The 23,378-nt window shown below is 68.5% G+C and carries 23 protein-coding genes and 1 riboswitch; of the genes, 10 read left to right on the top strand and 13 right to left on the bottom strand.

What is annotated here, in order from left to right; translation table 11 throughout:
• Nucleotides 1–4 precede the first annotated feature (4 nt).
• From cobW to AAFF27_14160, 10 genes are all read right to left on the bottom strand, one after another.
• Nucleotides 5–1,054 (bottom strand): cobalamin biosynthesis protein CobW, encoded by a 1,050-nt coding sequence (cobW, locus tag AAFF27_14115; protein ID XAH21165.1) that lies wholly within the window; start codon nt 1,052–1,054, stop codon nt 5–7.
• 49 nt (nt 1,055–1,103) lie between these two features.
• A complete protein-coding gene (locus AAFF27_14120; GenBank protein XAH21166.1) occupies nt 1,104–2,111 on the bottom strand; it encodes an LLM class flavin-dependent oxidoreductase in 1,008 nt (335 codons plus the stop codon).
• Nucleotides 2,111–2,866 (bottom strand): ABC transporter ATP-binding protein, encoded by a 756-nt coding sequence (locus AAFF27_14125; protein ID XAH21167.1) that lies wholly within the window; start codon nt 2,864–2,866, stop codon nt 2,111–2,113. Before AAFF27_14125 ends, AAFF27_14120 begins: the two co-directional genes overlap by 1 nt.
• Complete coding sequence (locus AAFF27_14130) at nt 2,866–3,855, bottom strand: iron ABC transporter permease (GenBank protein XAH21168.1); 990 nt, start codon at nt 3,853–3,855, stop codon at nt 2,866–2,868. Before AAFF27_14130 ends, AAFF27_14125 begins: the two co-directional genes overlap by 1 nt.
• A complete protein-coding gene (locus AAFF27_14135) occupies nt 3,852–4,733 on the bottom strand; it encodes an ABC transporter substrate-binding protein (protein XAH21169.1) in 882 nt (293 codons plus the stop codon). The genes AAFF27_14130 and AAFF27_14135 overlap by 4 nt, the downstream gene beginning before the upstream one ends.
• The gene (locus AAFF27_14140) at nt 4,733–6,955 is read right to left on the bottom strand and encodes a TonB-dependent receptor (GenBank protein XAH21170.1); all 2,223 of its coding nucleotides are present in this window, start codon (nt 6,953–6,955) and stop codon (nt 4,733–4,735) included. Before AAFF27_14140 ends, AAFF27_14135 begins: the two co-directional genes overlap by 1 nt.
• Before the next feature lie 126 nt (nt 6,956–7,081).
• Nucleotides 7,082–7,348, bottom strand: a riboswitch (cobalamin riboswitch).
• Between the two features lie 110 nt (nt 7,349–7,458).
• Complete coding sequence (locus AAFF27_14145) at nt 7,459–8,595, bottom strand: branched-chain amino acid ABC transporter substrate-binding protein (GenBank protein XAH21171.1); 1,137 nt, start codon at nt 8,593–8,595, stop codon at nt 7,459–7,461.
• Nucleotides 8,596–8,706: 111 nt separating this feature from the next.
• The gene (locus AAFF27_14150; GenBank protein ID XAH21172.1) at nt 8,707–9,051 is read right to left on the bottom strand and encodes a hypothetical protein; all 345 of its coding nucleotides are present in this window, start codon (nt 9,049–9,051) and stop codon (nt 8,707–8,709) included.
• On the bottom strand, nt 9,051–9,482 hold the full coding sequence (locus AAFF27_14155) for a DNA polymerase III subunit chi (GenBank protein XAH21173.1): 432 nt from the start codon (nt 9,480–9,482) through the stop codon (nt 9,051–9,053). The genes AAFF27_14150 and AAFF27_14155 overlap by 1 nt, the downstream gene beginning before the upstream one ends.
• Nucleotides 9,483–9,511: 29 nt before the next feature.
• Nucleotides 9,512–11,014, bottom strand: a complete 1,503-nt coding sequence (locus tag AAFF27_14160; protein XAH21174.1) for a leucyl aminopeptidase — start codon at nt 11,012–11,014, stop codon at nt 9,512–9,514.
• Nucleotides 11,015–11,037: 23 nt separating this feature from the next.
• Between AAFF27_14160 and lptF the strand changes: the two genes are divergently transcribed.
• The 5 genes from lptF to AAFF27_14185 are packed head-to-tail and all read left to right on the top strand — an operon-like array spanning nt 11,038 to nt 15,785.
• The gene (gene lptF / locus AAFF27_14165; protein ID XAH21175.1) at nt 11,038–12,141 is read left to right on the top strand and encodes an LPS export ABC transporter permease LptF; all 1,104 of its coding nucleotides are present in this window, start codon (nt 11,038–11,040) and stop codon (nt 12,139–12,141) included.
• Nucleotides 12,138–13,238: an LPS export ABC transporter permease LptG gene (lptG, locus tag AAFF27_14170; GenBank protein ID XAH21176.1), complete on the top strand. Its 1,101-nt coding sequence runs from the start codon at nt 12,138–12,140 to the stop codon at nt 13,236–13,238. The genes lptF and lptG overlap by 4 nt, the downstream gene beginning before the upstream one ends.
• Nucleotides 13,235–13,597: a CbiX/SirB N-terminal domain-containing protein gene (locus AAFF27_14175; protein ID XAH21177.1), complete on the top strand. Its 363-nt coding sequence runs from the start codon at nt 13,235–13,237 to the stop codon at nt 13,595–13,597. Before lptG ends, AAFF27_14175 begins: the two co-directional genes overlap by 4 nt.
• A gap of 51 nt (nt 13,598–13,648) precedes the next feature.
• Nucleotides 13,649–14,590, top strand: a complete 942-nt coding sequence (locus tag AAFF27_14180; protein ID XAH21178.1) for a CysB family HTH-type transcriptional regulator — start codon at nt 13,649–13,651, stop codon at nt 14,588–14,590.
• A gap of 10 nt (nt 14,591–14,600) precedes the next feature.
• On the top strand, nt 14,601–15,785 hold the full coding sequence (locus AAFF27_14185; protein ID XAH21179.1) for a pyridoxal phosphate-dependent aminotransferase: 1,185 nt from the start codon (nt 14,601–14,603) through the stop codon (nt 15,783–15,785).
• Nucleotides 15,786–15,798: 13 nt separating this feature from the next.
• Here AAFF27_14185 and AAFF27_14190 read toward each other — a convergent pair whose 3' ends face one another.
• The 3 genes from AAFF27_14190 to AAFF27_14200 all read right to left on the bottom strand — a co-directional run bounded on the left by AAFF27_14190 (nt 15,799) and on the right by AAFF27_14200 (nt 17,739).
• The gene (locus AAFF27_14190; GenBank protein XAH21180.1) at nt 15,799–15,930 is read right to left on the bottom strand and encodes a hypothetical protein; all 132 of its coding nucleotides are present in this window, start codon (nt 15,928–15,930) and stop codon (nt 15,799–15,801) included.
• A gap of 18 nt (nt 15,931–15,948) precedes the next feature.
• Nucleotides 15,949–17,145 (bottom strand): HD-GYP domain-containing protein, encoded by a 1,197-nt coding sequence (locus AAFF27_14195; protein XAH21181.1) that lies wholly within the window; start codon nt 17,143–17,145, stop codon nt 15,949–15,951.
• Nucleotides 17,146–17,277: 132 nt separating this feature from the next.
• Nucleotides 17,278–17,739, bottom strand: coding sequence for a MerR family transcriptional regulator (locus tag AAFF27_14200; protein ID XAH21182.1), 462 nt, complete (start codon nt 17,737–17,739; stop codon nt 17,278–17,280).
• 67 nt (nt 17,740–17,806) lie between these two features.
• Between AAFF27_14200 and AAFF27_14205 the strand changes: the two genes are divergently transcribed.
• The 5 genes from AAFF27_14205 to AAFF27_14225 all read left to right on the top strand — a co-directional run bounded on the left by AAFF27_14205 (nt 17,807) and on the right by AAFF27_14225 (nt 23,378).
• Nucleotides 17,807–19,858: a heavy metal translocating P-type ATPase gene (locus tag AAFF27_14205; protein XAH21183.1), complete on the top strand. Its 2,052-nt coding sequence runs from the start codon at nt 17,807–17,809 to the stop codon at nt 19,856–19,858.
• 11 nt (nt 19,859–19,869) lie between these two features.
• Nucleotides 19,870–20,199, top strand: a complete 330-nt coding sequence (locus tag AAFF27_14210; GenBank protein ID XAH21184.1) for a hypothetical protein — start codon at nt 19,870–19,872, stop codon at nt 20,197–20,199.
• A gap of 97 nt (nt 20,200–20,296) precedes the next feature.
• Complete coding sequence (locus AAFF27_14215; GenBank protein XAH21185.1) at nt 20,297–21,523, top strand: TolC family protein; 1,227 nt, start codon at nt 20,297–20,299, stop codon at nt 21,521–21,523.
• A 177-nt stretch (nt 21,524–21,700) separates the two neighbouring features.
• Nucleotides 21,701–22,258 carry a hypothetical protein gene (locus tag AAFF27_14220; GenBank protein XAH21186.1) on the top strand — a complete coding sequence of 186 codons (558 nt, stop codon included), beginning with the start codon at nt 21,701–21,703 and terminating at the stop codon, nt 22,256–22,258.
• Between the two features lie 10 nt (nt 22,259–22,268).
• Nucleotides 22,269–23,378 carry an HlyD family efflux transporter periplasmic adaptor subunit gene (locus AAFF27_14225; GenBank protein XAH21187.1) on the top strand — a complete coding sequence of 370 codons (1,110 nt, stop codon included), beginning with the start codon at nt 22,269–22,271 and terminating at the stop codon, nt 23,376–23,378.

Raw genomic sequence — 23,378 nt, forward strand, 5'->3', positions numbered from 1 at the left:
AGGCTTATGCGGCGGTGCCGGCCAACGCCGCGCGCAGTGCGGCCTCGTCCAGGTCGGCTCCGATGAAGACCAGGCGCGTGCGCTGTGCCTCGCCCTCTTGCCAGCGGCGGTCGAAGTGCTGATCAAAGCGCTTGCCCACACCCTGCAGCAACAGCCGCATAGGCTTGCCCGGGATTGCTGCAAAGCCCTTGACGCGGTAGATGGTCTGCTGCTCCACCAATTCCTGGAGGGCCGCCAGCAGGCGGTCGCGGTCCACTGGGGGCAAATCGACCACCAGCGAGTCGAACTCGTCGTGGTCGTGCTCTTCTTCATGGTCGTGGTGGCTGGTGCGCAGATGGATCTGCGTCTCGGCCGCGCGGCCCTGCCCCAGCAGCAGGGCCAGTGGCAGCCGGCCTTCGGTGGCGGTGACGATCTTGACCTCGGCCGGGATCTCTTGGCGCACCAGGGCTTCGACCTGCGCGCGCGCGGTCTCGTCGATCAGGTCGGCCTTGTTCAGCACCACCAGGTCGGCGGCCGAGAGCTGGTCTTCGAACAGCTCGTGCAGGGGAGATTCGTGGTCCAGGTTGGGGTCGGCGCGGCGCTGCTCGTCAACGGCCTGCGGGTTGGCCGCGAACTGCCCGGCTGCCGTGGCCGGGCCATCGACCACGGTGACCACCGCGTCCACGGTGAAGACGTTGGCGATCTCCGGCCACTGGAAGGCCTGGACCAGCGGCTTGGGCAGGGCCAGGCCCGAGGTCTCGATCAGCACCGCGTCGATCTGGTCGCGGCGCTCGGCCAGCATCTGCATCACGGGGAAGAACTCTTCTTGGACGGTGCAACACATGCAGCCGTTGGCCAACTCATAGAGCGTGCCTTCGCGCTCGTTACCGTCCTCGTCGCAGCCTATGCCGCAGCCCTTGAGGATTTCGCCATCGATGCCCAGCTCGCCAAACTCGTTGACGATGACGGCGATGCGTCGGCCCTCGGCGTTGTTCAGGATGTGGCGCAGCAATGTGGTTTTGCCACTGCCGAGGAAGCCGGTGACGATGGTGGCGGGGATCTTCGCGGTGTGCATGGGGGTCTCTCGAACGCTAAGGGTTGGAATGATGGGGCCAGCGCGCCACTCAAGCGGCGGTTCTCAGAAAAGGCAGAACTTCATGGGCAAACAGCCGCATGCCGGCCAAGGCCTGAGAGTCGCTCCACAGGCCATTGGCGTTGAATACGCAGCGCAGATGCGGAATGCCGGTGCGCTGGCATAGCTCGCGGATTTGCGCGTGGCAGGCGGCCGGGTCGCCGTGGATGAATTGCTCGCGCAGCACACGTGCCACATCAAGTGGTGGCACGTCTTCGGGCGGCACGCCGCGCAGGCCGGCGAAATGCTGGCGCCTGCGTAGCAGCAGCGGCCACAACGCTTCCAGCTGCGCTGCCACCTGTGCCGCGCTGGCGCCAATGCAGACGTAGCGCGCAAGGGATGAGCGACCGCGCAGCGGCTGCGCCGGCAGCGCGTTGCGCACCAATATGTCGTCCACCCGCGCCAACTGCGCGCCCTCCGGTGGCTCCAGGCTCAGCAACAGCGGGAAGCCCTGCGCCACACTGAAGGCCAGTGTCTCAGGCGTGGAACCTGTCAGGTAGAGCGGTGGGTGCGGCTGCTGGACTGGTGCCGGCCCGACCGTGATGGCGTCGAACACCCAGGGCCCATCGGCCGAATGCACCGGGGCGCTGCTCAGGGCCTGGCGCAGCAGCAGGCAGCCACGCTCAAAGCGCTCCCGCGTCTGGCTGGCATCGCATTGCAGCGCGCGCAGTGCACCGGGTTCGGTGCCGCGACCCAGGCCGATATCGATGCGGCCGCCGCTCTGCCAATCCAGTTGCGCGATCTCCTCGGCCAGCATCAGCGGATGGTGCAGTGGCAGTACCAGCACCGCCGTGCCTACGCGCAAGCGCTCGGTGCGCGCCAGCACTGCGGCGGCCAGCAGCAGCGGCGACGGATAGGGCCAGGCTGGGTTGGGCAGGCGGAATTCACTGAACCAGACGCCGTCGAAGCCCAGCCGGTCGGCCTCTTCGAACAGCGCCATGAAGGCACGCGGATCACCCTGCGTGGCCTCGCGCGTCCAGCCGGCCAGGTCAATGCGCATCAGACTGCCTCCTGCTCTGCGCGCCGGGCGCGCAGCACCAGATCGGGCGAGGTACCGATACGCTCGAAGCGCACGCCAAAGACCTGGTCCAGCAAAGGAGCGTTGGCCAGCTCGGCGTCGCCGGTGGCCGCAATACCTCCCTCGGCCACGACGATGACGTGTTCGAAATGCGCAAAGGCAAGGTCCAGGTCGTGCATGGCCACCACCACCAGCCGCGTGCGGCCGCGCTCGGCCAGCGCCTCGACCAGGGCCAGGCGGTGCCGCACATCCAGACTGGCGCCGGGCTCGTCTGCCAAAAGAATGGGCGGATCGGGTGCCAGCACCATGGCCAGCAGCACGCGCGCCTGCTCACCGCCCGACAGCGTGGACCAGCGACGCGCACGCAGCGCACCCAAGCCTTCCCGCGCCAGCACCTCGTCCACCGCAAGCTGCGCCGGCCGCAGGCCCAGCAACTCTTGCGGCGTCAGGTCCCAATGCGGCTCAAAGCGCTGCGGCATGAAGCCGATGGCGCGTGCGCGCTCGGCCACGGGCAGCGTGCCGATGGGCCGGCCATCGAGCAGCACCTCGCCCCGCTCCGCCGGCACCAGGCCAGCCAGCAATGACAACAGCGTCGATTTGCCTGCGCCGTTGGGGCCGATGATGGCGACCGCGCCCGTGGCGGGCAGGCGCAGCGATACGTCGGCCAGCACAGTACGGCCGCGCCGCGACAGGCCAAGGCCGCGCGCCTCCAGGCGGGATGGGGCCAGCGGCAGCATCACGAGCGCAGCCTGCGTGCCAGCAACACGATGAAGAAAGGGCCACCCGCGACGGCGGTGACCAGGCCCAGCGGAATCTCGGCCGGCGGCAGCGCGCTGCGGGCAATGGCGTCTGCCACCGTAACCACGATGGCACCCGCCAGCGCCGAGGCCGGCAGCAATGCCCGATGCATGGGCCCAACCATCCAGCGCGCGATATGCGGCGCCGCCAGCCCGACAAAGGCCACCAGCCCGCCATAAGCCACGGCAACCGCCACCACCAGCGAGCCCACCATCACCGCCAGCGGCGTGAAGCGCGCCACATCCAGCCCAAAACCCTGCGCGGCCACATTGCCCAGGCCCAGCAGGTCCAGCCCGCGCGCAATACGGTCGGTGGCCGCCAGGCAGGCCAGGCACAGCAACGCCAACAGGCCAAGACCCGGCCAGGTGGGCGTCTGAATGCCGCCGAGTACCCAGCTCATCACCACCTGCAGGCTCATGGTTTCGTCGGACAGCGCCAGCATCAAAAAGGAGCGCAGTGCGCCCAGCACGGCGGCAATCGCCACGCCTGCCAGCAACATGCCGGCCGCATCCAGCGCACCCGCTACGCGCGACACGCCCAGCACCAGCACCGTGGCGCCCCAGGCGCCGGCAAAGGCGAGCGCCGGCAGCAACAGGGACTGCGGCAAGCCCAGCGGCACCAGCAGCGCCACCGTGGCGCCCAGCGCTGCACCGCCCGAGGCGCCCAGCAGGTAGGGCTCGGCCAAGGGGTTGCGGAACACGCCCTGGAATACCGCGCCAGACAAGCCCAGTAGCGCGCCCACCAGTGCCGCCGCCAGCACGCGCGGCAGGCGCCACTGCAGTAGCAAGCGGCTGCGCATGCTGTCATCACCCATCAGCGCGTGATAGAGATCGGCCGGCGTGGCCCACGCGTGGCCGGCGCAGGCGGCCAGCAACAGTGCGGCCACCAGCACCGCGCCGGCCAAGTACCAGGAAGCACGGCGCGTCATGGCGAGGCCTCCGCGTCCGGATGAAGCACGCGCGCCAGCTTCTCTATGCCGTCTATGGTGCGTGGGCCGGGGATCAGGAACTCGCTGCGCGCCACGGTGATTGCGCGCTTGTCTCGCACGGCACGCAGGTCGCGCCAGCCAGGCTGGCGCACCAGTTCGTCCAGGGCGGCCTGCGTGCCGGCAAACAGCAGCACGTCAGGGTCCGCCGCCAGAATGCTCTCGGGAGAGACCTGCGGCACCACGCCGCGCCCGGTCAGCGCAAAGCGGCCGCCAGCCAGGCGCATGGCCTCGCCGGTGTAGGTGTCGGCGCGCGCCACCAGCAGCATGCCATTGCCCATTCGGCCGGTGACCATGACCAGGCGCGGCTCCGGCTGCCCGGTGATCCGTGCGGCGACCTGCTCCAGCCGCTGCGTAAGCGCCCGCGCCAAGGCCTCACCGCGCTCAGGCACGCCGGTGGCCTGGCCGACCAGGCGGATGTTGTCCAGCACCTCTTCAACCGAACGGCTCAGCAGCACCATGACCGGCACGCTGATACGCTCCATGGGATCGACCAGTTGCTGCGCGGCCTGGCGCGCTGGCGTGACGATGACCAGATCCGGCCGCTGCGCCACCACCGCGTCCACCGAGAAGCCCAGCCGGCCGCCGACCTTGGGCCGCTGCAGTACCTCCGGCGGGTAGCGCGTGAAATCCTCCACGCCGACGATGCGAGCGGCCAGACCGAGCGAGGTCACCAGTTCGGTGTTGGACGAGAAGATCGTGACGATGCGCTGCGGCGCTGCAGGCAGCACCACGCTGCGGCCCAGCGCATCGCGGACCACGATGGGCTCCGCATGCGCCAGCACCGCAACAGCGGCCAGCAAAAACGCCACGAGCTTCACTAGAACCGCGCCTGTAAACCAATCTGCAGTTCACGCCCCGGCATCGAGGTGCCACAACCGCCATTCTGGAACGCCGGGTTGGCGATGCAGGGGCTGCGGTCCAGGGCGATGAAGACAGGGTGCTGGTTGATGTTGAACAGGTTGTTGACCGCCGCAAACAGGCGCACGTTCTGGCTGATGCGGTAGTCGCTGCGCAGGTTCCAGACCGTGAATGCGCCCTTGCGGTGAATAAAGGTGCTGTTGGGCTCGCCCTGCGGGATCAGCAGGTTTTCTTCGGTGTCGTACCACATGGGGCCGCGCAGCAGGGCTGCCAGTTGCACGCCCCAATTGCCGGGCAGCTCGCCGCTGCCACGGCCATAGCGCACACCCATTGCAGCCTCGTACTGGTACATGCGCTGCACGCGGCTGGTCGTGGCGTCGGCCGCCGCGCCCTTGTCGCGCATCTCGAAGTTGTAATAGCCGTTGGCATAGGCGTTGAGCCGGTGGCCACCAGCGCCCAGCGCCAGCAGCTTGGCCAGGTCCACGTCCGCGCTCAGCTCCAGGCCGCGCGCCACGATGTCGGCGGCGTTGTTGCGGTAGTCCGAGGTATTGGTGGCCGCACCGCGCGAGACGGTGATGATGCGGTTCGAGATGGTGTTCTGAAACAGCGCAGCATCCAGCCGCCACAGCGGCAACTGGACCGCGGCACCAACCTCGATCTGACGACTGGTCTCCGGCTGCAGATCAGGGTTGCCGAAGGTGCGCCCACCGCCCACGGCGGTGAAATCCGAAGCCAGCTCGGTCGCGGTCGGCGCGCGAAAGCCGGTGGAGGCGCCGGTGCGCAAGTTGAGCCAGTCCAGCGCGCGCCAGGTGGCACCGGCCGACCAGGTTCGGGCGTCGTAAGACTGCGTGCCGCTGCGCTGCAGTGGCAGATTGGGCGTGGGATCGAAGCTGGTCCGGCCCCAGGTCTTGCGCAGGCCGCCGCGCAGCGTCAGGCGCTCATCCAGCAGGGTTTGCGCATCTTCAAAATACAGCGCATTCACGTGCTCGGTCTGGTTGTTGTCATAGGGCGCCACCTGCCCGGCCGGGCCGCCCGGCATGGCAACGCGGAAGCGGTCCGAGCGCAGCCGGCTGCGCTCCCAGTCGTAACCCAGCAGCAGATCATTGCCCTGACCGATCTTGAAGCGCGGCTGCAGCCGCGTGCCCACCACATCCAGCGTGCGCTTGTTGTAGTCACTGGAGGTGCCCGGCACCGCCTGCGTGCCAGACCTGATCACGGGCGAGGCCCAGTTGAACTCATCCACGTCCGTGAGCCCGTAGGCGTGGGCCAGCCAGCTGGTGCGGCCATCGCTGGTGCGGCCTTCATAGCTTGCATCCACCGAGCGGTTGCTGCGGTTGTCCGTGCTGTAGAGGTTGGCGCCCGACCCGCGAAAGCCGGCGTTGTAGACGCCATCGGTGCGCAGCTTCAGGTCGATGCGCTGCAGATCGTCGATCTGCAAGCCCACGGCGCCGCTGACACCACGGCGCTCCCAGGCGGTATTGCCCATGCGCGAGCCGCCCTCGCCCGACTCGTAATCGCCGCGCCGGCCGCCGGCCACGCCAATGAACCAGTCGATGCGCTCATCGCCGCCGCTGGTCTGGGCCTGGCCCTGCACCAGGCCCCAGGAGCCGGTCGCGAGCTCGGCCTGGGTGCGTGGCGCGTTCTGGCCGTTTTTCATGATGATGTTGATCACGCCGCCCATGTTCTGGCTGCCGTAGATCACCGAAGAGGGGCCGCGCACGATCTCGATGCGCTCGATATTTGCCGTGCTGAACTTCGACAGATTGGCCGTACCGGCGCGACGGCCATTGACCAGCACCAGCACCTGGCTACGAAAGTCGCGCCCCTGCCCATCGCTGGCCGCACCGCGGATATTGATCGAGGTCTGGGCGGCGGTCCATTCACTGAGGAAGCCCACCGCGTTCTCCGCCAGCAGATCCGTCACCGACTTGGCCGTCGAGCGCTCGATGGCCGCCCGGTCTATGGATTGGGTCGTGCCGGCGATGCGGCTGCGCTCTTCCTTGCGGGCCGTGGCGGTGACGAAGATTTCCTTCAACGCGTCGGCTTCCTGCGCCAGGCTGTCGCCCGCCGCAACCGATAGCAGGGCCAGCAGGCCCATTTGCGCACCGCGTGCCAAGCCCATGCCGCCATGGGCCAATCTCTTGCTGTGGATGACCCGTTTGCGGGAGATCGTGTTTCGCATGTCTGTTCCAAGCACGGCCCCGCAACCCCGCGGGACACCGTATGAGCCATACGCTGGAAGACATGCGCCAAAGCCGGGCCGGATGCGCGCGCACCGGCCTGCCCGGACAAACGCACTCCCGCAGCGCCCGAAGATCGTCGCGAAGGCCGGTATCCGGGCTTGCGGAGCGCTTCATGCCTGAGGGCATGAAACCGAAACCCTCTCGCCTTCCCACGCCGATGCGCAGTGGCTGCCAGCGCTGTTGCACGCTGGCCCGAGAGTTTCTTGATCCGCTTACCGTTGCGGGGGCAGCACAGGCCTGGCCACATCCATACGGACACGACGCACCTGTTTCCCGTTGAACCCCTGGCGCCAAAAAACGGCGTGCGGGGCACCTTCGAACTGTGGTGAAGCAGCGCACCAAAGCCGCCTCTTCACCAGCGGCGGATTATAGGGAGCGGCCCTTGCCGTGCTGCGCCCAAAAAAGCCACCTCGCGGTGGCCTTGCTGTGGGGAGGGAAAACCTCAGTTCTCCAGCGGTACGCGCTTGCCGTCCTTGTAGGTGTAGAGCGTGATCGCCGGGTTCCTCATGTCGCCATTGGGCTCGAAGGCGATATTGGCCGTCACGCCCTTGTATTCGGACTTGAGCAGCACCGGGATATAGACCTTCGGGTCCCAGGAATTGGCGCGCTTCATGGCGTCTGCAAAGAGCATGGTCGCGTCATAGGTGTAGGGGCTGTAGATCTGGAACTGGCCTGGGTACTTGGCGTCATAGCGCGCCTTCCAGGCCACGCCGCCCGGCATCTTGGCCAGCGAGGTGCCGCCTTCGGCGCAGACCACGTTGCCCAGGATCTTGGCGCCGCCGGAGAGACGGGCCAGCTCCGAGGTACAGATGCCGTCGCCGCCAAAGTACCTGACATTGCCCATGCCCAGTTGCTCCAGCTGGCGCAGCATGGGGCCACCTTGCGGGTCCATGCCGCCAAAGAAGACGCCGTCCGGCGCCTTGGCCTTGATCGCCGTCAGGATGGCCATGAAGTCGGTAGCCTTGTCGGTGGTGAACTGCTCGGAGACGATGGTCGCCCCCTTGGCCGCGGCAGACTTCTTGAACACCTCGGCCACGCCCTGGCCATAGGCAGTGCGGTCATCAATGACCGCGAGCTTCTTGAGCTTGAGCGTATCAACCGCATAGAGCGCCAGGCCGGCGCCCAGCGCGTTGTCATTGGCGATGATGCGGAAAGTGGTCTTGTAACCCGGCTTCATCAGTGCGGGGTTGGTGGACGAGCCGGTGATGTGCGGAATGCCGCAATCGTTGTAGACCTTGGAGGCCGGAATGGTGGTGCCGGAATTGAGGTGGCCCACCACCCCCGCGACCTTGGCGTCGCACAGCTTTTGCGCAGCGGCCGTGCCCTGCTTGGGGTCGGCGGCGTCGTCCTCGGCCTGCAGCTCCCATCTGATCTTCTTGCCGTTGATGACGATGTTCTGGGTGTTGAGATCGTCGATCGCCATGCGGGCGCCGTTCTCGTTGTCCTTGCCAAAGTGGGCTTGCGCTCCCGACACGGGACCGACATGGCCCAGCCGCACAACCTGCGCATCCTGGGCGGACACGGCGGTGGCCGATGCGGCAATCGCCGCGACCATGGTCAATTTCAACTTCAGGCGCATGGGAATCTCCGGTAGAAAGAATCGATCCGAGGACGGAGTGAGCCGTCAACCGTATCGCAATTTCCGCGCATCGACCAGAGGATTGATGCCCGTGCGCCGGGGCAAATTACATCAACTGTCGCCGGCTGAGCGCGTGCCGCCCAACTCCTGGCGAACCGCATCCTCCACGCTGCGGCGCACGGCCTCGGCGATCTCCTCGCGCAGGCGGGGCAGCATGAAGCGGGTCTGCTCCAGCACAACCAAGGTGATTGCGTCCGACAGCCGGCCCGACAAGGTCTGATCGACCCGCTCAAGCACCTGCGCCGTGATGCCTTCTTCCAGCGCAAGAACCGCCGCCGTATCCACCGTTGGCTCCGGGGCCTCCGGCGGCGGCGCCGGCACTGCGTCTTCGGGCTGCCAATCCACCACCTCGGTCAGGGTCGGGACGAAACGCGGGGCAACAGGAGGTGCGCTCATCAGGATTTCAAGGCCAGGTCGTGCCGGGTGATGGTGTAACCACGGTCGGCGTAGTGTTTCCAGCGCTGCCGGGCGCGCTGCCGATCGCCCTCGTCGTCGCGGCCGACCACCTCGATCAGCCGTTCGAAGCGGCCGAACTCGGCCGGAACCTCTTCGCCCAGGTTGAGCAGCACCTGGTGGTGTGGAACCGGCTGCCCCGCCTCGGCCAGCACGATGGGCGAGGCGGCCAGCACAGCCGCATCACCCGTCGCACGGCAATGCGGCAGGAAGTCGACCGGTGAAAACGTCCACAGCGCGCGGTCCAGCGCATCGAGCGTGGGCGCCGCTGCGGTGACCACCACCCGTGCGCCACCGCCCAGGGCCTTGCGCAGCAGCCGGCAGGCATAGGCCAGCTTGTCGGGCGCATTGAAATGGAAAGCCACTTCAGTCATGGCGAACCTTGCTTGGCAGCGCCCGGCATTCAGGCCGCACGCGGCTTCTTTGCTACGCCCTTAGCTACTTTTTTAATAGCCGAAAGCCTAGGTGTAGCCTGGGCTAGAACGTAATTTAGCAACAAACCTACGGGGCGACCGGTAGAGCCCTTGGCGGCACCGCTCTTCCAGGCGCTGCCGGCGATGTCCAGATGCGCCCAGGCAAACTTGCCGGTGAAGCGCTGCAGGAACTTGGCCGCAGTCACCGCACCGCCCGCGCGCCCGCCCACATTGGCGACATCGGCGAAATTGGTCTTCAGGCCTTCGGCGTACTCGTCGTCCAGCGGCATGCGCCAGCACGGGTCCTGCGCCAGCCGGCCCGCCGCCAGAAGCGCGTCAGCCAGGGCGTCATCGCTGGAGAACAAGCCGCTGTGCACACTGCCCAGCGCGATTACGCAGGCGCCAGTGAGCGTGGCGATGTCCACCACGGCGCGCGGCTTGAAGCGCTCGGCGTAGGTCAGTGCGTCGCACAGCACCAGGCGCCCTTCGGCGTCGGTATTGAGGATTTCGATGGTCTGGCCGCTCATGCTGGTGACCACGTCGCCGGGCTTCAGGGCACGGCCATCAGGCATGTTCTCGCAGGCTGGGATCAGGCCGACAACGTTGACGGCCGGTTGCAGCTCGGCCAACGCACGGAAGGTGCCCAGCACGCTGGCGGCGCCGCACATGTCGAACTTCATCTCGTCCATCTCGGCCGCCGGCTTGATCGAGATACCGCCGGTGTCGAAGGTGATGCCCTTGCCCACCAGCACCACTGGTGCCTCGGCCTTGGCCGCGCCGCTGTACTGCAGCACGATGAAGCGCAGCTCTTCTTCCGAACCCTGGGCCACGGCCATGAAAGAGCCCATGCCCAGCTTGGCCACCTCGCGCGGGCCCAGCACCTGGCACTGGATGCGCGAGGCCTTGGACGCGGCCAGCGACTTGGCCGCCTGCGCCAGCAAGGCCGGCGTGGCGTGGTTGGCCGGGCGGTTGCCCCATTCCTTGGCGAATTCAACGCCTGCGACCGTGGCCGTGGCGCGGGCGAAATCCTCGCGCGCAGCGGCGGCGTCGGGCACGCCCAGCGTCACGCGCTCGAGCTTGCGCGGCTCGGGCTTGGATTTGGTGGTGGTGTAGACATAGCTGGCCTCGGCGGCCGCCAGCACTGCGGCCTGTACGCAAGCCCCGTCGGCCGCCGGCAGCAACAGGGCTAGGCGGCGCACCGGCGTCGACTTGAGCGTGCCGACCGCAGCGGCCACCGCCTGGCGCACGGCGCGCGCACTGCCGTCGCCAATGCCCACCAGCACCACGCGCGATGCGGCGATGCCCGCATGCCGATACAACGCCAGCAGCTTGCCGGCCTTGCCGTCGAAGTCGCCGGCCTTGCGCGCCTCGGCAATGCTGCGCCCCAGCGCATCCGCGCCAGGCTTGGCGTTTTCAGCCACCAGCACTACAAGGGCATCGGTCTTTTCGGTACATGCGCCCGCGGCGTCGAGGGTCTTGAGTTGGAAGTCCATAATTCGTGTTTTCCTTCGAACCGATGTTATTCCATTCCTCCATCCGCAAGGAGCTGGGCCGCAGCTTTGGCGCGACCCTGGTGGTGCTGGCCACCGTGGTGATGACGATCATGCTGATCCGCGTGCTCGGCCAGGCCGCGCGCGGCAGCGTCAACCCCTCCGAAGTCCTGCTGGTCATGGGCTATACCGTGCTCAGCCAGTTGTCCACCATCCTGGCGCTCAGCCTGTTCGTGTCCATCGTCGGCACGCTGTCGCGCATGTACCGCGACAGCGAAATGGTCATCTGGCTGTCGGCCGGGCGCGGGCTGGGCAGCCTGCTGGGCCCGCTGATGCGCTTCTCCTGGCCGGTGCTGGCGCTGATCGCCGTGCTGGCGCTGGGCGTCTGGCCCTGGGCCAATACCCAGATCCAGGACATGAAGGACCGCTATGAGCAGCGCGGCGACATCGACCGCGTGGCACCGGGCCAGTTCCAGGAGTCGGCCGGCGGCAACCGCGTGTTCTTCATCGACAAGGCCGCCCCCGACAGCCAGACCGCGAGCAACGTCTTCATCACGTCCAGCGAGCACGGCCAGGACATGGTCACCTCCGCGCGCAGCGGGCGCCTGGAAACGATCAAGGGTGAGCGCTTCGTGGTGCTGACCGACGGGCAGCGCATGGAGAGCAAGCCCAGCGACCCGAGCCTGAAGATCAGTGAGTTCCGCGAGTACGGCAACGTGATCAGCGGCGCCGAGGCCGGCGCCCAGGAAGAAACCCCCGCCAAGCTGCGCTCCACCCTGGAGCTGCTGCGCAGTCCCGGGCTGGAATACCAGGCCGAGCTGGCCTGGCGCATAGGCATGGTGTTTGCCGGCATCAACTTCGTCGTGCTGGCGCTGGCAATCTCCAGCGTCAACCCGCGCGCGGGCCACAGCGGCAATCTGGTGTTCGCCCTGTTCGCCTTCGTCATCTACTACAACCTGCTCAACCTGGGCCAGAGCTGGATGCTGGGCGGCCGGGTTTCGTTCGGGCAGGTGCTGGTGCTGATGCACGGTGGCGTGCTGGTCTGCGGCCTGCTGCTGCTGGTGAAGCGGCATATGCAATGGTCCTGGCGCAGCCTGCTGCGCCCTGGCGCAAGAAAGTCCGCTGCGTGAAAACCATCCGACGCTTTCTCTATGCCGAGGTGCTCAAGGCCGTGGCCTTTGTCACGCTGGGCTTTCTGGCACTGTTCTTCTTCTTCGACTTTGTCGACGAACTGCGCTTCATCGGCCGCTCCAACAGCGAGTACCAGTTGCCCCAGGCGCTGCTCTTTGTGGCGCTGTCGCTGCCAGACCACTTGTACGAGCTGCTGCCGATCACGGTGCTGATAGGCACCATCTTCGTCATGGCGCGGCTGGCGCAAAGCTCTGAATTCACCATCCTGCGCACCAGCGGCCTGGGGCCCTGGCGGGCCTTGGGCACCCTGCTCTCGCTTGGCCTGGTGTTCGTGCTGCTGACCTTTGCGGTGGGCGACTATGCGGCGCCCGCGTCCGACCGTGCGGCGCAACTGGTCAAGGCGCGCTACCAGGGGCAGATCACCATCGGGCAAACCGGCGCCTGGCTGCGCGAGCGCCAGGGCGATGTCTCGTATGCCGCCAACGTGCGCGCGCTGCGTCCGGATGGCACGCTGCAAGGCATACGCATCTTTGAATTCGACCAGCGCGGCTTTCTGTCAGCCCAGATCCTGGCCGAAAGCGCGCACTTCGGCCCGAACGAGGCCTGGACGCTGGAGAACGTGCAGCGCAGCCAGTTCCGCACCCAGGACCCGCAGCCCCGCATCGAGCGCAGCAGCGAGCCCACCCTGCTGTGGCCCACCAATATCACCGCCGAAATGGTGGGCGCGGCGCTGCTCAAGCCCGACAGCATGAGCACGCTGGACCTGTTCCAGTACATCCGCCACCTCGACGCCAACGGCCAGGCGGCCCAGCGCTACGAGATCCAGTTCTGGCGCAAGGTGTTCTACCCAATCTCCTGCCTGGTGATGGTGGTGCTGGCCCTGCCCTTTGCCTACCTGCACTTTCGCTCGGGCGGCATCGCCACCTATGTCTTTGGCGGCGTGATGGCGGGCGTGAGCTTCTTCCTGCTGAACAACGTGTTCGGCTACGTGGGCAATATTCAGAACTGGCTGCCCTGGCTTACGGCGGCTGCGCCGGGCATGATCTACAGCGTGTTGTCGCTGGCGGCCTTCAGTTGGCTAGTGCTGCGAAGATGACGCGCCGGGCCGTCGTGCTGTTTGGCCACGGCTCGCGCGACCCGCTGTGGCGCCTGCCGATCGAGGCGGTGGCGGCCCGCGCACAGGCATTGGCGCCCGAGGTGGCCGTGGCCTGCGCCTATCTTGAGCTGACCGAGCCCGACCTTCCCAGCGTGACAACCGCCCTGGTCGACGGTGGCGCCACCGACATCCGCGTCGTGCCGATGTTTCTGGGCGTGGGCCGGCATGCGCGGGAAGACCTGCCAGCCCTGGTGGAGGCACTGCGACAGCAATATCCGGGCGTGCAATTCGAGCTGCAGGCCGCCATTGGCGAGCATCCGCAACTGCTGGAGCTGATGGCCGCTATCGCCGTCGGCTGAAATCACCCCGGCGCCCGCCATAATGCGGGCCTTCCACAATCATCGACCGGCATGAACCTGCACCAGTTCCGCTTCGTCCAGGAGGCAGCGCGCCGCAACCTGAACCTCACCGAGGCGGCCAAGGCGCTCCACACCTCGCAGCCGGGCGTCTCCAAGGCCATCATCGAGCTGGAGGAAGAGCTGGGCATCGAGATCTTCGCCCGCCACGGCAAGCGCCTGAAGCGCATCACCGAGCCCGGCCAGCATGTGCTCAAGAGCATCGAGCTGATCATGCGCGAGGTGAACAACCTGCGCCGCATTGGCGAGCAGTTCAGTGCCCAGGACAGCGGCACGCTGTCCATCGCCACCACCCACACCCAGGCCCGCTATGTGTTGCCGGTGCCGGTAGCCAAGCTGCGCGAGGCCTATCCCAAGGTCAATGTCAGCCTGCACCAGGGTGCGCCCGACCAGGTGGCGCGCATGGTGCTGGACGAGGTGGCCGAGATCGGCATTGCCACCGAATCACTGGCTGACTATGCCGACCTGGTCACCCTGCCCTGCTACGAATGGCAGCATGTGCTGGTGATGCCGGTGGACCATCCGCTGGCCCAGATCGAGCGCCTGAGCCTGGAAGACCTGGCGCGCGAGCCGATCATCACCTACCACCCGTCCTTCACCGGCCGCACGCGCATCGACCAGGCCTTTGCCGCGCGCAAGCTCACGCCCCGCATCGCGCTGGAGGCGATTGATTCAGACGTCATCAAGACCTATGTCCGCCTGGGCCTGGGTGTGGGCATCGTGGCTGAGATGGCGGTGCGTGATGACTCCAACACCGATCTGGTGGTGCGCCCGCTGGGCCACCTGTTCGGCAGCAATGTCGCGCGCCTGGCCTTCAAGCGCAGCGCCTATCTGCGCAACTTTGTGTACGACTTCGCCACCCTGCTGAGCGACCGCCTGAGCCGCGACCTGATCCTCAAGGCGCTTTCCGGCCGCTTCGACGACTACGACCTCTGAACCAATAACGATGTCTGCCCAGCCCTCTGCTACGACTTTCGACGCGGCCGTGACCCCGCCGCTCACTACCAAGCTGCCCGGCGTGGGCACGACCATCTTCACCGTGATGTCTGCCCTGGCGGCCGAGACCGGCGCGGTGAACCTGGGCCAGGGCTTTCCCGACTTCGACTGCGATCCGCGCCTGGTACAGGCGGTGACCGACGCCATGCGCAACGGCGCCAACCAGTATCCGCCCATGGCCGGCGTACCGGCGCTGCGCGAGGCCGTGACGGCCAAGATCGATGTACTGCACGGCCGCCGCTACAGCGCGGCGACCGAGATCACCATCACCGCCGGCGCTACGCAAGCCATCCTCACCGCCATCCTGGCCGTGGTGCGGCCGGGCGACGAGGTGATCGTGCTCGAACCCTGCTACGACAGTTACGTGCCCAACATCGAGCTGGCCGGCGGCACCGTGGTGCGCGTGCCGCTCACGCCCGGCAGCTTCCGCCCGGACTTCGCGCGGATCGCCGCAGCCATCACGCCGCGCACCCGGGCGCTGATTGCCAACTCGCCGCACAACCCCAGCGCCACCGTCTGGACCCAGGACGAGATGCTGCAGTTGCAGACGCTGCTGGCCCCGACCGACGTGCTGCTGATCAGCGACGAGGTCTACGAGCACATGGTGTTCGACGGCGAGCACCAGAGCGCCTCGCGCTTCCCTGGCCTGGCAGCGCGCGCCTTTGTGGTGTCGAGCTTTGGCAAGACCTTTCACGTCACGGGCTGGAAGATCGGCTATGTGGCGGCGCCGGCGCGGCTGATGGAAGAATTCCGCAAGGTGCACCAGTTCAACGTGTTCTCGGTCAACACGCCGATGCAGGTGGGCCTGGCCGAGTACCTGCGCGATCCGGCGCCCTACCTGGACCTGCCGGCGTTCTACCGCGCCAAGCGTGATCTGTTCCGCGCCGGCCTGGCGGCCACGCGCTTTCGGCTGCTGCCCAGCGAGGGCAGCTACTTCCAGTGCGTGGACATTGCCGCGATCAGCGATCTGTCAGAGGCCGATTTCTGCCAATGGCTCACCCGCACCCATGGCGTGGCGGCGATCCCGCTGTCGGCCTTTTATGGTGATGGCACGGAACAGCGCGTGGTGCGCTTCTGCTTCGCCAAGAAGGAAGAAACGCTGCACGCCGCGCTGGAGCGGCTGGCCAAGCTCTAGGCCTAGTGTCGCGTCAAGCATGATCTGCCGGTGTGCGCTTGCCCTCGCCGCGCATCGCTGCGTTGCAGCCCTTGCCCAGGCGTGAAGCCTGGGCTGCGGCCTGCGCCTTGCGCTGCACGCCGATGCCTTCGCACCCATCCGTCACCTCACGCTTGACGCGACACTAGCGCGGCAACCAGAGCGCATCCAGGTCGCCAAAGCCCCAGCTCTGCGGGTCTTCAACGCCCACGATCTTGTCCTGCGCCCGCAGCACCGACAAATCGACGATCGCGTGCTGCAAGGGTTCGCGCCGCGCCGCCGAATAGAACACCTTGACCCGGGGATACAGCAGGGCTCCTGCGTTGGGCTCCACCACCACCGCCAGGCGCTGCGAGGCCAGCCGCACCAGCGAGCCCACCGGGTAGATCCCCACGCTCTTGATGAAGGCCTGGGTCAGCACCGGGTCGAAATGGCCCTTCCAGCTGGCCATCCGGCGCATGGCCAGGGCCGGGTCCCAGGCCGCCTTGTAGCTGCGCAGGGAGGTCACGGCGTCATAGACGTCGCACAGGGCGCCCATGCGGGCGTACACGCCTATGCCTTCGCCGGCCAACTGGTGCGGGTAGCCCGCGCCGTCGTACTTCTCGTGGTGGTGCAGGGCCACGTCGCACACCGTCTCGCTGGCCGTGCCGGCTTCACGCAGCAGGCGCCAGCCTTCCTCGGGGTGGCCCTTCATGATGCCGAACTCGTGCTCGGTCAGGCTGCCGGGCTTGTTGAGCACCTCCAGCGGCATCAGCGCCTTGCCCAGGTCGTGCATGAGGCCGCCCATGCCGGCCTCGCGCACCTGGGCTTCGGGCCAGCCCAGTTGCTGCCCCAGCGCCACCATCAGCGCGCAGACGGCCACCGAATGCATGTAGGTGTAGTCGTCCAGCGCCTTCAGCCGCACCATGCTGACAAAGGCTGCCGGATTGCGCGCGACCGAGGCGGCAATGTCTTCCACCAGCGGCTGGGCGGCGCCAATGCCCACCACGCGCCCCATGCGCGCGTCGGTGAACATCGAGGCCATGGCGCCGCCGGCCAATGCGCAAATGCCGCGTGCGCGCTCCAGCTCTTCTTCGAACCCGGCCGGGCTGTGCCGTGGCAAGACAGCCGCCGCGACGACAGCCACAGGCGCTGCCAGCACGGGCGGCGCCGACTCCACATCCAGGCCCTTGGCGGTATCGATCCACAGGTCTTCGATGCCGCATTCGCGCACCGCGCGCAGGTCGTCCAGGCTCTCCAGCACGAAGGCACTGCGCCAGAACGGGTGCTGCAGCCAGGAGCCCCCCAGCTTGTGCAGGTACATGCCGGTGCGCAGTTGGTCTACGGCGATCTTTTTCAGCATCGGGTAAGGCGTCCTGATGGGATTTTTTGCAGGCCGGCGACAGTTTCGACCCATTGGCCATCCTTGTACCTCATCGCCCTGCCGCCATGACCGCCGGCCATGGCGCCCGTGCTGCCGCGTATCGGAATCCCCCTACACATGCCGGCGCACACCTGGCGCCAGCGGCTCGCCGGCAGGCTGGGCGTCGGCGCGGGCGTGCAGGGCTTCGATGATGCTGCAACGATGCTCCTGGCCGTCACAGCGGTCGCGCAGCGCGGACAAATCGGCCTCCAGCGCCTGCAGCTCCAGCAGGCGCTCGCGCACATGGCCCAGGTGCTCGGTCAGCGCGCCGCGCGCGCGGGCGCAGTCGCCTTGGTCGCCCAGGTCCAGCGCCAGCAAGGTGCGCACCTCGTCCAGCGACATGTCCATGGCGCGGCACAGGCGGATGAAGCGCAGGCGGTGCACTTCTTCGTCGCTGTACATGCGGTAGCGGTTCACTGCCCGCACCTGGGGCGCGAGCAGGCCTTCCTTCTCGTAGTAGCGGATATTGGCGGCCGATACGCCCGACAGGCGGGCGGCATCTCCGATACGGTGGCAGGGGCTTTGACTGGACATGGCTTGACCTTCAAGCGGCTTCAAGGTTTTCAATGATGACATGACAGCCTCCGCAACTGGAAAACCCATGACAGAACACGCCCACCGCCACCCGCACCCTCATACGCCCGACCACGCCCATGGGCCCGCACGGGCCGAGGCCACGGGGCCGCGCATCGAGGTGTCTTGCTGTGGTGGCGGCTGCGCAACATCCAGCCCGGCCGCAGCGCCCAAAGACGCGCACGAAGGCCATGACCACGGCGCGCTGCCCGGCTGGGGCCGGATTGGCGCGGCGCTGGTGGCCGCCACCGGCGCCGAGCTGCTGCACCTGCTGGGGCCGGATACGACGATCTGGCACGGCGCCGGCATGCTGCTGGCGGCCGTAGCCATCTTGCTGGCCGGCCTGGGCATCTACCGCAGCGGGCTGCGCTCGCTGCTGCGCGGGCAACTGGGCATCAGCGCGCTGATGGCGGTGGCCGTGACCGGCGCCTTCCTGATCGGCCAGTGGCCCGAGGCGGCCATGGTGATGGCGCTGTACGCGCTGGCCGAGCGCATCGAGGACCGCGCCGTGGGCCGGGCGCGCGACGCAATTGGCTCGCTGCTTGCGCTGAGCCCGCAGCAGGCCGAGGTGCAGCAGGCTGACGGCAGTTGGCAGACCTTGCCCGCAGCGCAGGTGCCGCTGGGCGCGGTGGTGCGTATTCGCCCGGGCGGGCGCGTGCCGCTGGACGGCACGGTCACCACTGGCCGCGGCGCGGTGGATGAATCCAGCGTTACCGGTGAAAGCCTGGCAGTGGACAAGGTGCCCGGCGACAGCCTGTACGCCGGCACGCTCAATGCGCAGTCGGAGCTGGAATTCCGCGTGACCGCTGCCGCCGGCAACACCACGCTGGACCGCATCATCCGCGCCGTCGAGCAGGCCCAGGCCACCCGCGCGCCGACGCAACGCTTTGTCGACCGCTTTGCCGCCATCTACACACCGGCCGTCTTCGTGCTGGCCGTGGCGGTGGCCGTGGGCGCGCCGCTGGTCCTGGGCTGGGCCTGGCTGGACGCGGTCTACCGCGCGCTGGTGCTGCTGGTGATCGCCTGCCCTTGCGCGCTGGTGCTGTCTACGCCGGTCACGGTGGTGAGCGGGCTGGCGGCGGCGGCGCGGCGCGGCATTCTGGTGAAGGGCGGCAGTTGGCTGGAGCAGGCGCGCGGCATCCGTGCCGTGGCCTTCGACAAGACCGGCACCGTGACCGCTGGCCGGCCGGTGCTGGTGGCGCAGCAAAGCTTTGGCGACGACGCCGCGCCCGATGTGGCCCTGGCGCTGGCCAGCCGCTCGGACCACCCGGTGTCCAAGGCCATTGCGGCCGGGCTGGACGCGCCGGCATCGCTGCCCGTGGTGGAAGACTTCAACGCCCTGCCCGGCCGGGGCGTAGCCGCCCGTGTGGGCGGCACGCTGTGGCAGTTGGGCAACCGCCGGCTGATGCAGGAGCGCGGCCTGTGGAACGAGACGGTGGAGCAGGCCGTGGCCGCGCAAGAGGCGCAAGGCCGCAGCGTCACCCTGCTGGCCGACGGCAGCGCCGTGCGCGCCCTGTTTGCCGTGGCCGACACGCTGCGACCGCAGGCGGTGCAGGCCGTGGCCGACCTGCGCGCGCTGGGCATCGTGCCGGTGATGCTCACCGGCGACCATGCCGCCGCCGCACACGCTGCCGCACGCGAGGCCGGCATCGACCAGGTGCAGGCCGGGCTGCTGCCCGAGCAAAAGCTGGCCGCCATCGCCACGCTGCAGCAAAAGCACGGCATGACCGCCATGGCCGGCGACGGCATCAACGACGCCCCGGCGCTGGCCCGTGCCGACGTGGGCTTTGCCATGGGCGCGGCCGGCACCGACGTGGCCATGGAGACGGCCGACGTGGTCATCATGAACGACGACCTGCGCCGCGTGGCCGAAACCGTGCGCCTGTCGCGCCGCACCCATGCCGTGCTGTGGCAGAACATTGCGCTGGCACTGAGCATCAAGCTGGTGTTCTTTGGCCTGGCGCTGGCCGGCCAGGCCACCATGTGGATGGCGGTGTTTGCCGACATGGGCGCCAGCCTGCTGGTGGTGGCCAACGGGCTGCGCATGCTGCGGCCTGAGCGCGTCACGGCCGGCCGCTAGAATCCGCCCCGATGAAACGGTTCTGGACACTGCTGCTGATCGGGGTGATGGCCCTGCAAACGAGCTGGGCCGCCGTTCATCTGTGCCATGACGCAACGCCGGGCGCCGTAGCGGTCGCCGCGGCATTCGCCGAAGCTGGCGAGCAGCACCAGACATCCTCCGCCGCCGACCAGTGCTGCCCCGTCGGGCACAGCTGCCACAGCCTCTGCACCTTCCTGCCGCAAGGCCACGCGGAACGCGGCGGGCAAGCCGTGCTCAGCGCGCCCGGCCTGCGCGCCGTGCCCGCGCTGCCGGACTGGGACGGCCCGCGCCACGAGCGCCCCCAGTGGTCCGCCGCCTGACGGCGGACCGCACAGCAGCTTTTCTCTTTCCCCCTTTTCCCTGCCCGCTTGCGCGGTTCGCCGAAGTCGTCGTCCTGTCTGACTTTCGGAGAACTGAATGCCCCATTTCCCTGGGCGGCTGTGTGCCGCCCGCACGGCCGGCTTGCTGCTGGCCGCGCTGTGCGCCACTGCCACAGCACAACCCCTTCCCACCCTGCGCGAGGCGCTGGAGCAGGCCTGGGCGCTGGGCGCCCCGGCACGCAGCCAGCCCGGCCGCAGCGCCGAGCTGGACGCCCGCGCCCGTGGCGCCACATCGCCCATTGCCGGCCCTCCGGTGCTGGGCCTGTCGCAGCGCAATGACCAGTTGCAGCGCCGCGGCGGCCTGAGCGAGACCGAAACCGAGATCGCCGTCCCGCTCTGGACACCCGGCCTGCGTGACGCCACGCAGCGCCAGGTCGGCGCCGACCGCACGGCCTTTGAGCAAGAACTGGCGCGCGCACGCCTGCAACTGGCCGGCACGCTGCGCGAGGCCGCAGCCCAGGCCGCCGTGGCACGCATAGAACGCGAGGCCGCGCTGCGGCGCCAGCTTGAGGCCGCCACGCTGGCCGACGACGTGGCGCGCCGCGTGCGCGCCGGTGAATCGGCCCGTGTCGAAGCGCTGCAGGCCCAGGCCCTGCGCCAGCAGGCCGGCGCCGCGCTTACCCAGGCCGAGCAGGCGCTGGCCGACGCCACCGCGCACTGGCGTGCCTTGACCGGCCTGGCCACGGTGGCCTCGCCAGAGGAAAGCGCCCACCCCGCCACCAGCGACGACCTGGCCGCGCACCCCGCGCTGCAGGCCGCCGAGGCACGCCAGGCCGCCGCCCAGGCGCGCCTGCGGCTGGTGGATGCCGACCGGCGCGACCCGGTCGAGGTGGGCGTGGGCCTGACCCATGACCGTGGCGCCTACGGCGAACGCGGCCAGTACAGCGCGCGGCTGCTGCTGCGCATTCCACTGGCGACCGAGCAGCGCAACCGCCCCCGGCAGGCCGCCGCGCTGGCGGAAGCCGCAGCGGCGGATGCCGAGCGCGATGCCGTGGCAAGGGAAATAACCGCCACCGTCACCGCCGCGCGCAGCGGCCTCGCCGCCAGCCAGCGCGGCATTGAGGCCGCCGCCGAGCGCGCCCGCCTCAGCGACGAGGCCCAGGCCTTGATCCGACGTGGCTACCAATTGGGCGAAAGCAGCCTGCTGGAGCGCCTGCGCGCCGACAACGAAAAGTACGAAGCCGACCTGGCCTTGGCGCGTGCGCGCCTGGACGGGCAGCGCGCCCAGTCCCGCTTATTGCAAGCCTTGGGCCAACTCCCGTGACTTATGAAGCACCCCCAGGCTTCGCGCTTCGCGTCTTCGCCACCCCCCTTGCAGGGGGCACATCCTGCGGCCTGGCAAAGCCAGTTCCGCGGATGTCTTCGCATGGCCTGCTCCGCGGCCTTCTGTCTTCACTCGTGGCGAGCGGTATACGGCTCCATGAGAAATCGGTCTGAATTTATGAAAAAAGTGCCTGTAGCCCAGTACCTGCCTGGGCTAGTAGCTATATCTTTAGTAGCATCCATCGCCTTCATCAGCTTGCCCGCCGGCGCACACGAAGGCCATGCCGAAGCGCCCGCCAGCCCCGCCAGCCCACCCGGCCGGCTCAGCGCCCAATCCGCACAGTTCGAGATCGCCGGCGCGCTGGCGCACGACACGCTCACGCTCTACCTGGACCGCTACGCCAGCAACGAGCCGGTGACCGGCGCCCGCATCGAGGTCGAGGCCGGCGCCGCCAGCGGCCTGGCTGAGCCGCAGGCCGATGGCAGCTACCGCTTCCAGCATGACGCGCTGGAGACGGCCGGCACCGTGCCCGTGCACTTCGCCATCGAGGCGGCGGGCGTTGCCGAGCTGCTCAGCACCGAACTCGCCATTGCCGCCGACGGCGCGGAGCCCGACCACGGCCACGCCGAGATCCCTTGGCGCACCGTGCTGGCTGCCGCCGCATTGCTGGCCGTGCTGGCCTTCTTCCTCCTGCGTGCCCGGCGTCGCCGCGCCGCCAACCCTTCTTCTGTCTGAGCGGATTCCCATGCGCACCTTTGTTGCCCTCTTATCCCTCGCTGCGTTGCTGGCCAGCGCCCCGGCCCGCGCCGGTGCCGGCCATGACCACGACGCCCCGGCCGCCAGTGCCGAGTCTTCCGACAGCCCGCGCCGCCTGCCCGATGGCAGCGTGTTTTTGCCCAAACCCAGCCAGCGCCAATGGCAGCTGCGCACGCTGCTGGCCGAGAAAGCCCATCAGCCCATGACGCTGGAGCTGACCGGCCGCGTGCTGGCCGACCCGAACAGTGGCGGCCGCGTGCAGCCCACCGCGCCCGGCCGCATCGAAGCCGGCCCGCAAGGCCTGCCGCGCCTGGGCCAGGCGGTGCGCCGTGGTGAGGTGCTGGCGGTGGCGCGCAGCGCCGCCGCGCCCATAGACCGCGCCAACCAGGTGGCACTGGCCGCCGAGCTGCGCGCCAACCTGCAGACCGCGCGCCGCCGCGCCGAGCGCCTGGCCCAGCTCGAAGGCACGGTGCCGCAAAAAGACATAGACGCCGCGCAGGCCGATGCCAACGGCCTGGCCCAGCGCCTGGCCGCCGTCGGCGCCAGCGTGGAAGCCACCGAGGCGCTGCGCGCGCCGGTCTCAGGCGTGATTGCCGCCAGCAATGTGGTGGCCGGCCAGGTGGTCGATGCGCGCGACACGCTGTTTGAGATCGTCGATGCCTCGCGCCTGCTGGTCGAGGCCCAGGCCTTCGACGCCACGCTGGCCGCGCGCGTGGCCAGTGCCAGCGCCATCGCGGCGCCCGGGCAGGCGCCCGTGGCGCTGGCCTTCAGCGGCGCCGGCCATGCGCTGCGCGAAGGCGCCATCCCGCTGCAGTTCCGCACCCTGCCCGGCGGGCCGGCGCTGGCGCTGCAGCAACCGGTGCGCGTGCTGGTGCAAACGCGCGACACGGTCGAAGGCTTTGCGCTGCCGGCCAGCGCCGTGGTGCGCAACCCGGCCAACCAGGACGTGGTGTGGCTGCACACCGGGGCTGAGCAGTTCGAGCCGCGCGTAGTGCGCAGCGTGGCGCTGGACGGCGCGCGGGTCTCCGTGCTGGACGGCTTGCAGCCCGGCGACCGGGTCGTGACCCAGGGCGCGCCCCTGCTCAATCAAGTGAGGTAA

Origin of the sequence: Xylophilus sp. GW821-FHT01B05 (genome assembly GCA_038961845.1) — a bacterium.
Lineage (GTDB): Bacteria > Pseudomonadota > Gammaproteobacteria > Burkholderiales > Burkholderiaceae_C > Xylophilus.

What these genes read in the sequence shown, in the direction of transcription:
- cobW (XAH21165.1), bottom strand. Translation starts at nt 1,054, where the DNA reads ATGCACACCGCGAAGATCCCCGCCACCATCGTCACCGGCTTCCTCGGC.
- AAFF27_14120 (XAH21166.1), bottom strand. Translation starts at nt 2,111, where the DNA reads ATGCGCATTGACCTGGCCGGCTGGACGCGCGAGGCCACGCAGGGTGAT.
- AAFF27_14125 (XAH21167.1), bottom strand. Translation starts at nt 2,866, where the DNA reads ATGCTGCCGCTGGCCCCATCCCGCCTGGAGGCGCGCGGCCTTGGCCTG.
- AAFF27_14130 (XAH21168.1), bottom strand. Translation starts at nt 3,855, where the DNA reads ATGACGCGCCGTGCTTCCTGGTACTTGGCCGGCGCGGTGCTGGTGGCC.
- AAFF27_14140 (XAH21170.1), bottom strand. Translation starts at nt 6,955, where the DNA reads ATGCGAAACACGATCTCCCGCAAACGGGTCATCCACAGCAAGAGATTG.
- AAFF27_14145 (XAH21171.1), bottom strand. Translation starts at nt 8,595, where the DNA reads ATGCGCCTGAAGTTGAAATTGACCATGGTCGCGGCGATTGCCGCATCG.
- AAFF27_14150 (XAH21172.1), bottom strand. Translation starts at nt 9,051, where the DNA reads ATGAGCGCACCTCCTGTTGCCCCGCGTTTCGTCCCGACCCTGACCGAG.
- AAFF27_14155 (XAH21173.1), bottom strand. Translation starts at nt 9,482, where the DNA reads ATGACTGAAGTGGCTTTCCATTTCAATGCGCCCGACAAGCTGGCCTAT.
- AAFF27_14160 (XAH21174.1), bottom strand. Translation starts at nt 11,014, where the DNA reads ATGGACTTCCAACTCAAGACCCTCGACGCCGCGGGCGCATGTACCGAA.
- lptF (XAH21175.1), top strand. Translation starts at nt 11,038, where the DNA reads ATGTTATTCCATTCCTCCATCCGCAAGGAGCTGGGCCGCAGCTTTGGC.
- AAFF27_14175 (XAH21177.1), top strand. Translation starts at nt 13,235, where the DNA reads ATGACGCGCCGGGCCGTCGTGCTGTTTGGCCACGGCTCGCGCGACCCG.
- AAFF27_14180 (XAH21178.1), top strand. Translation starts at nt 13,649, where the DNA reads ATGAACCTGCACCAGTTCCGCTTCGTCCAGGAGGCAGCGCGCCGCAAC.
- AAFF27_14185 (XAH21179.1), top strand. Translation starts at nt 14,601, where the DNA reads ATGTCTGCCCAGCCCTCTGCTACGACTTTCGACGCGGCCGTGACCCCG.
- AAFF27_14195 (XAH21181.1), bottom strand. Translation starts at nt 17,145, where the DNA reads ATGCTGAAAAAGATCGCCGTAGACCAACTGCGCACCGGCATGTACCTG.
- AAFF27_14200 (XAH21182.1), bottom strand. Translation starts at nt 17,739, where the DNA reads ATGTCCAGTCAAAGCCCCTGCCACCGTATCGGAGATGCCGCCCGCCTG.
- AAFF27_14205 (XAH21183.1), top strand. Translation starts at nt 17,807, where the DNA reads ATGACAGAACACGCCCACCGCCACCCGCACCCTCATACGCCCGACCAC.
- AAFF27_14210 (XAH21184.1), top strand. Translation starts at nt 19,870, where the DNA reads ATGAAACGGTTCTGGACACTGCTGCTGATCGGGGTGATGGCCCTGCAA.
- AAFF27_14215 (XAH21185.1), top strand. Translation starts at nt 20,297, where the DNA reads ATGCCCCATTTCCCTGGGCGGCTGTGTGCCGCCCGCACGGCCGGCTTG.
- AAFF27_14220 (XAH21186.1), top strand. Translation starts at nt 21,701, where the DNA reads ATGAAAAAAGTGCCTGTAGCCCAGTACCTGCCTGGGCTAGTAGCTATA.
- AAFF27_14225 (XAH21187.1), top strand. Translation starts at nt 22,269, where the DNA reads ATGCGCACCTTTGTTGCCCTCTTATCCCTCGCTGCGTTGCTGGCCAGC.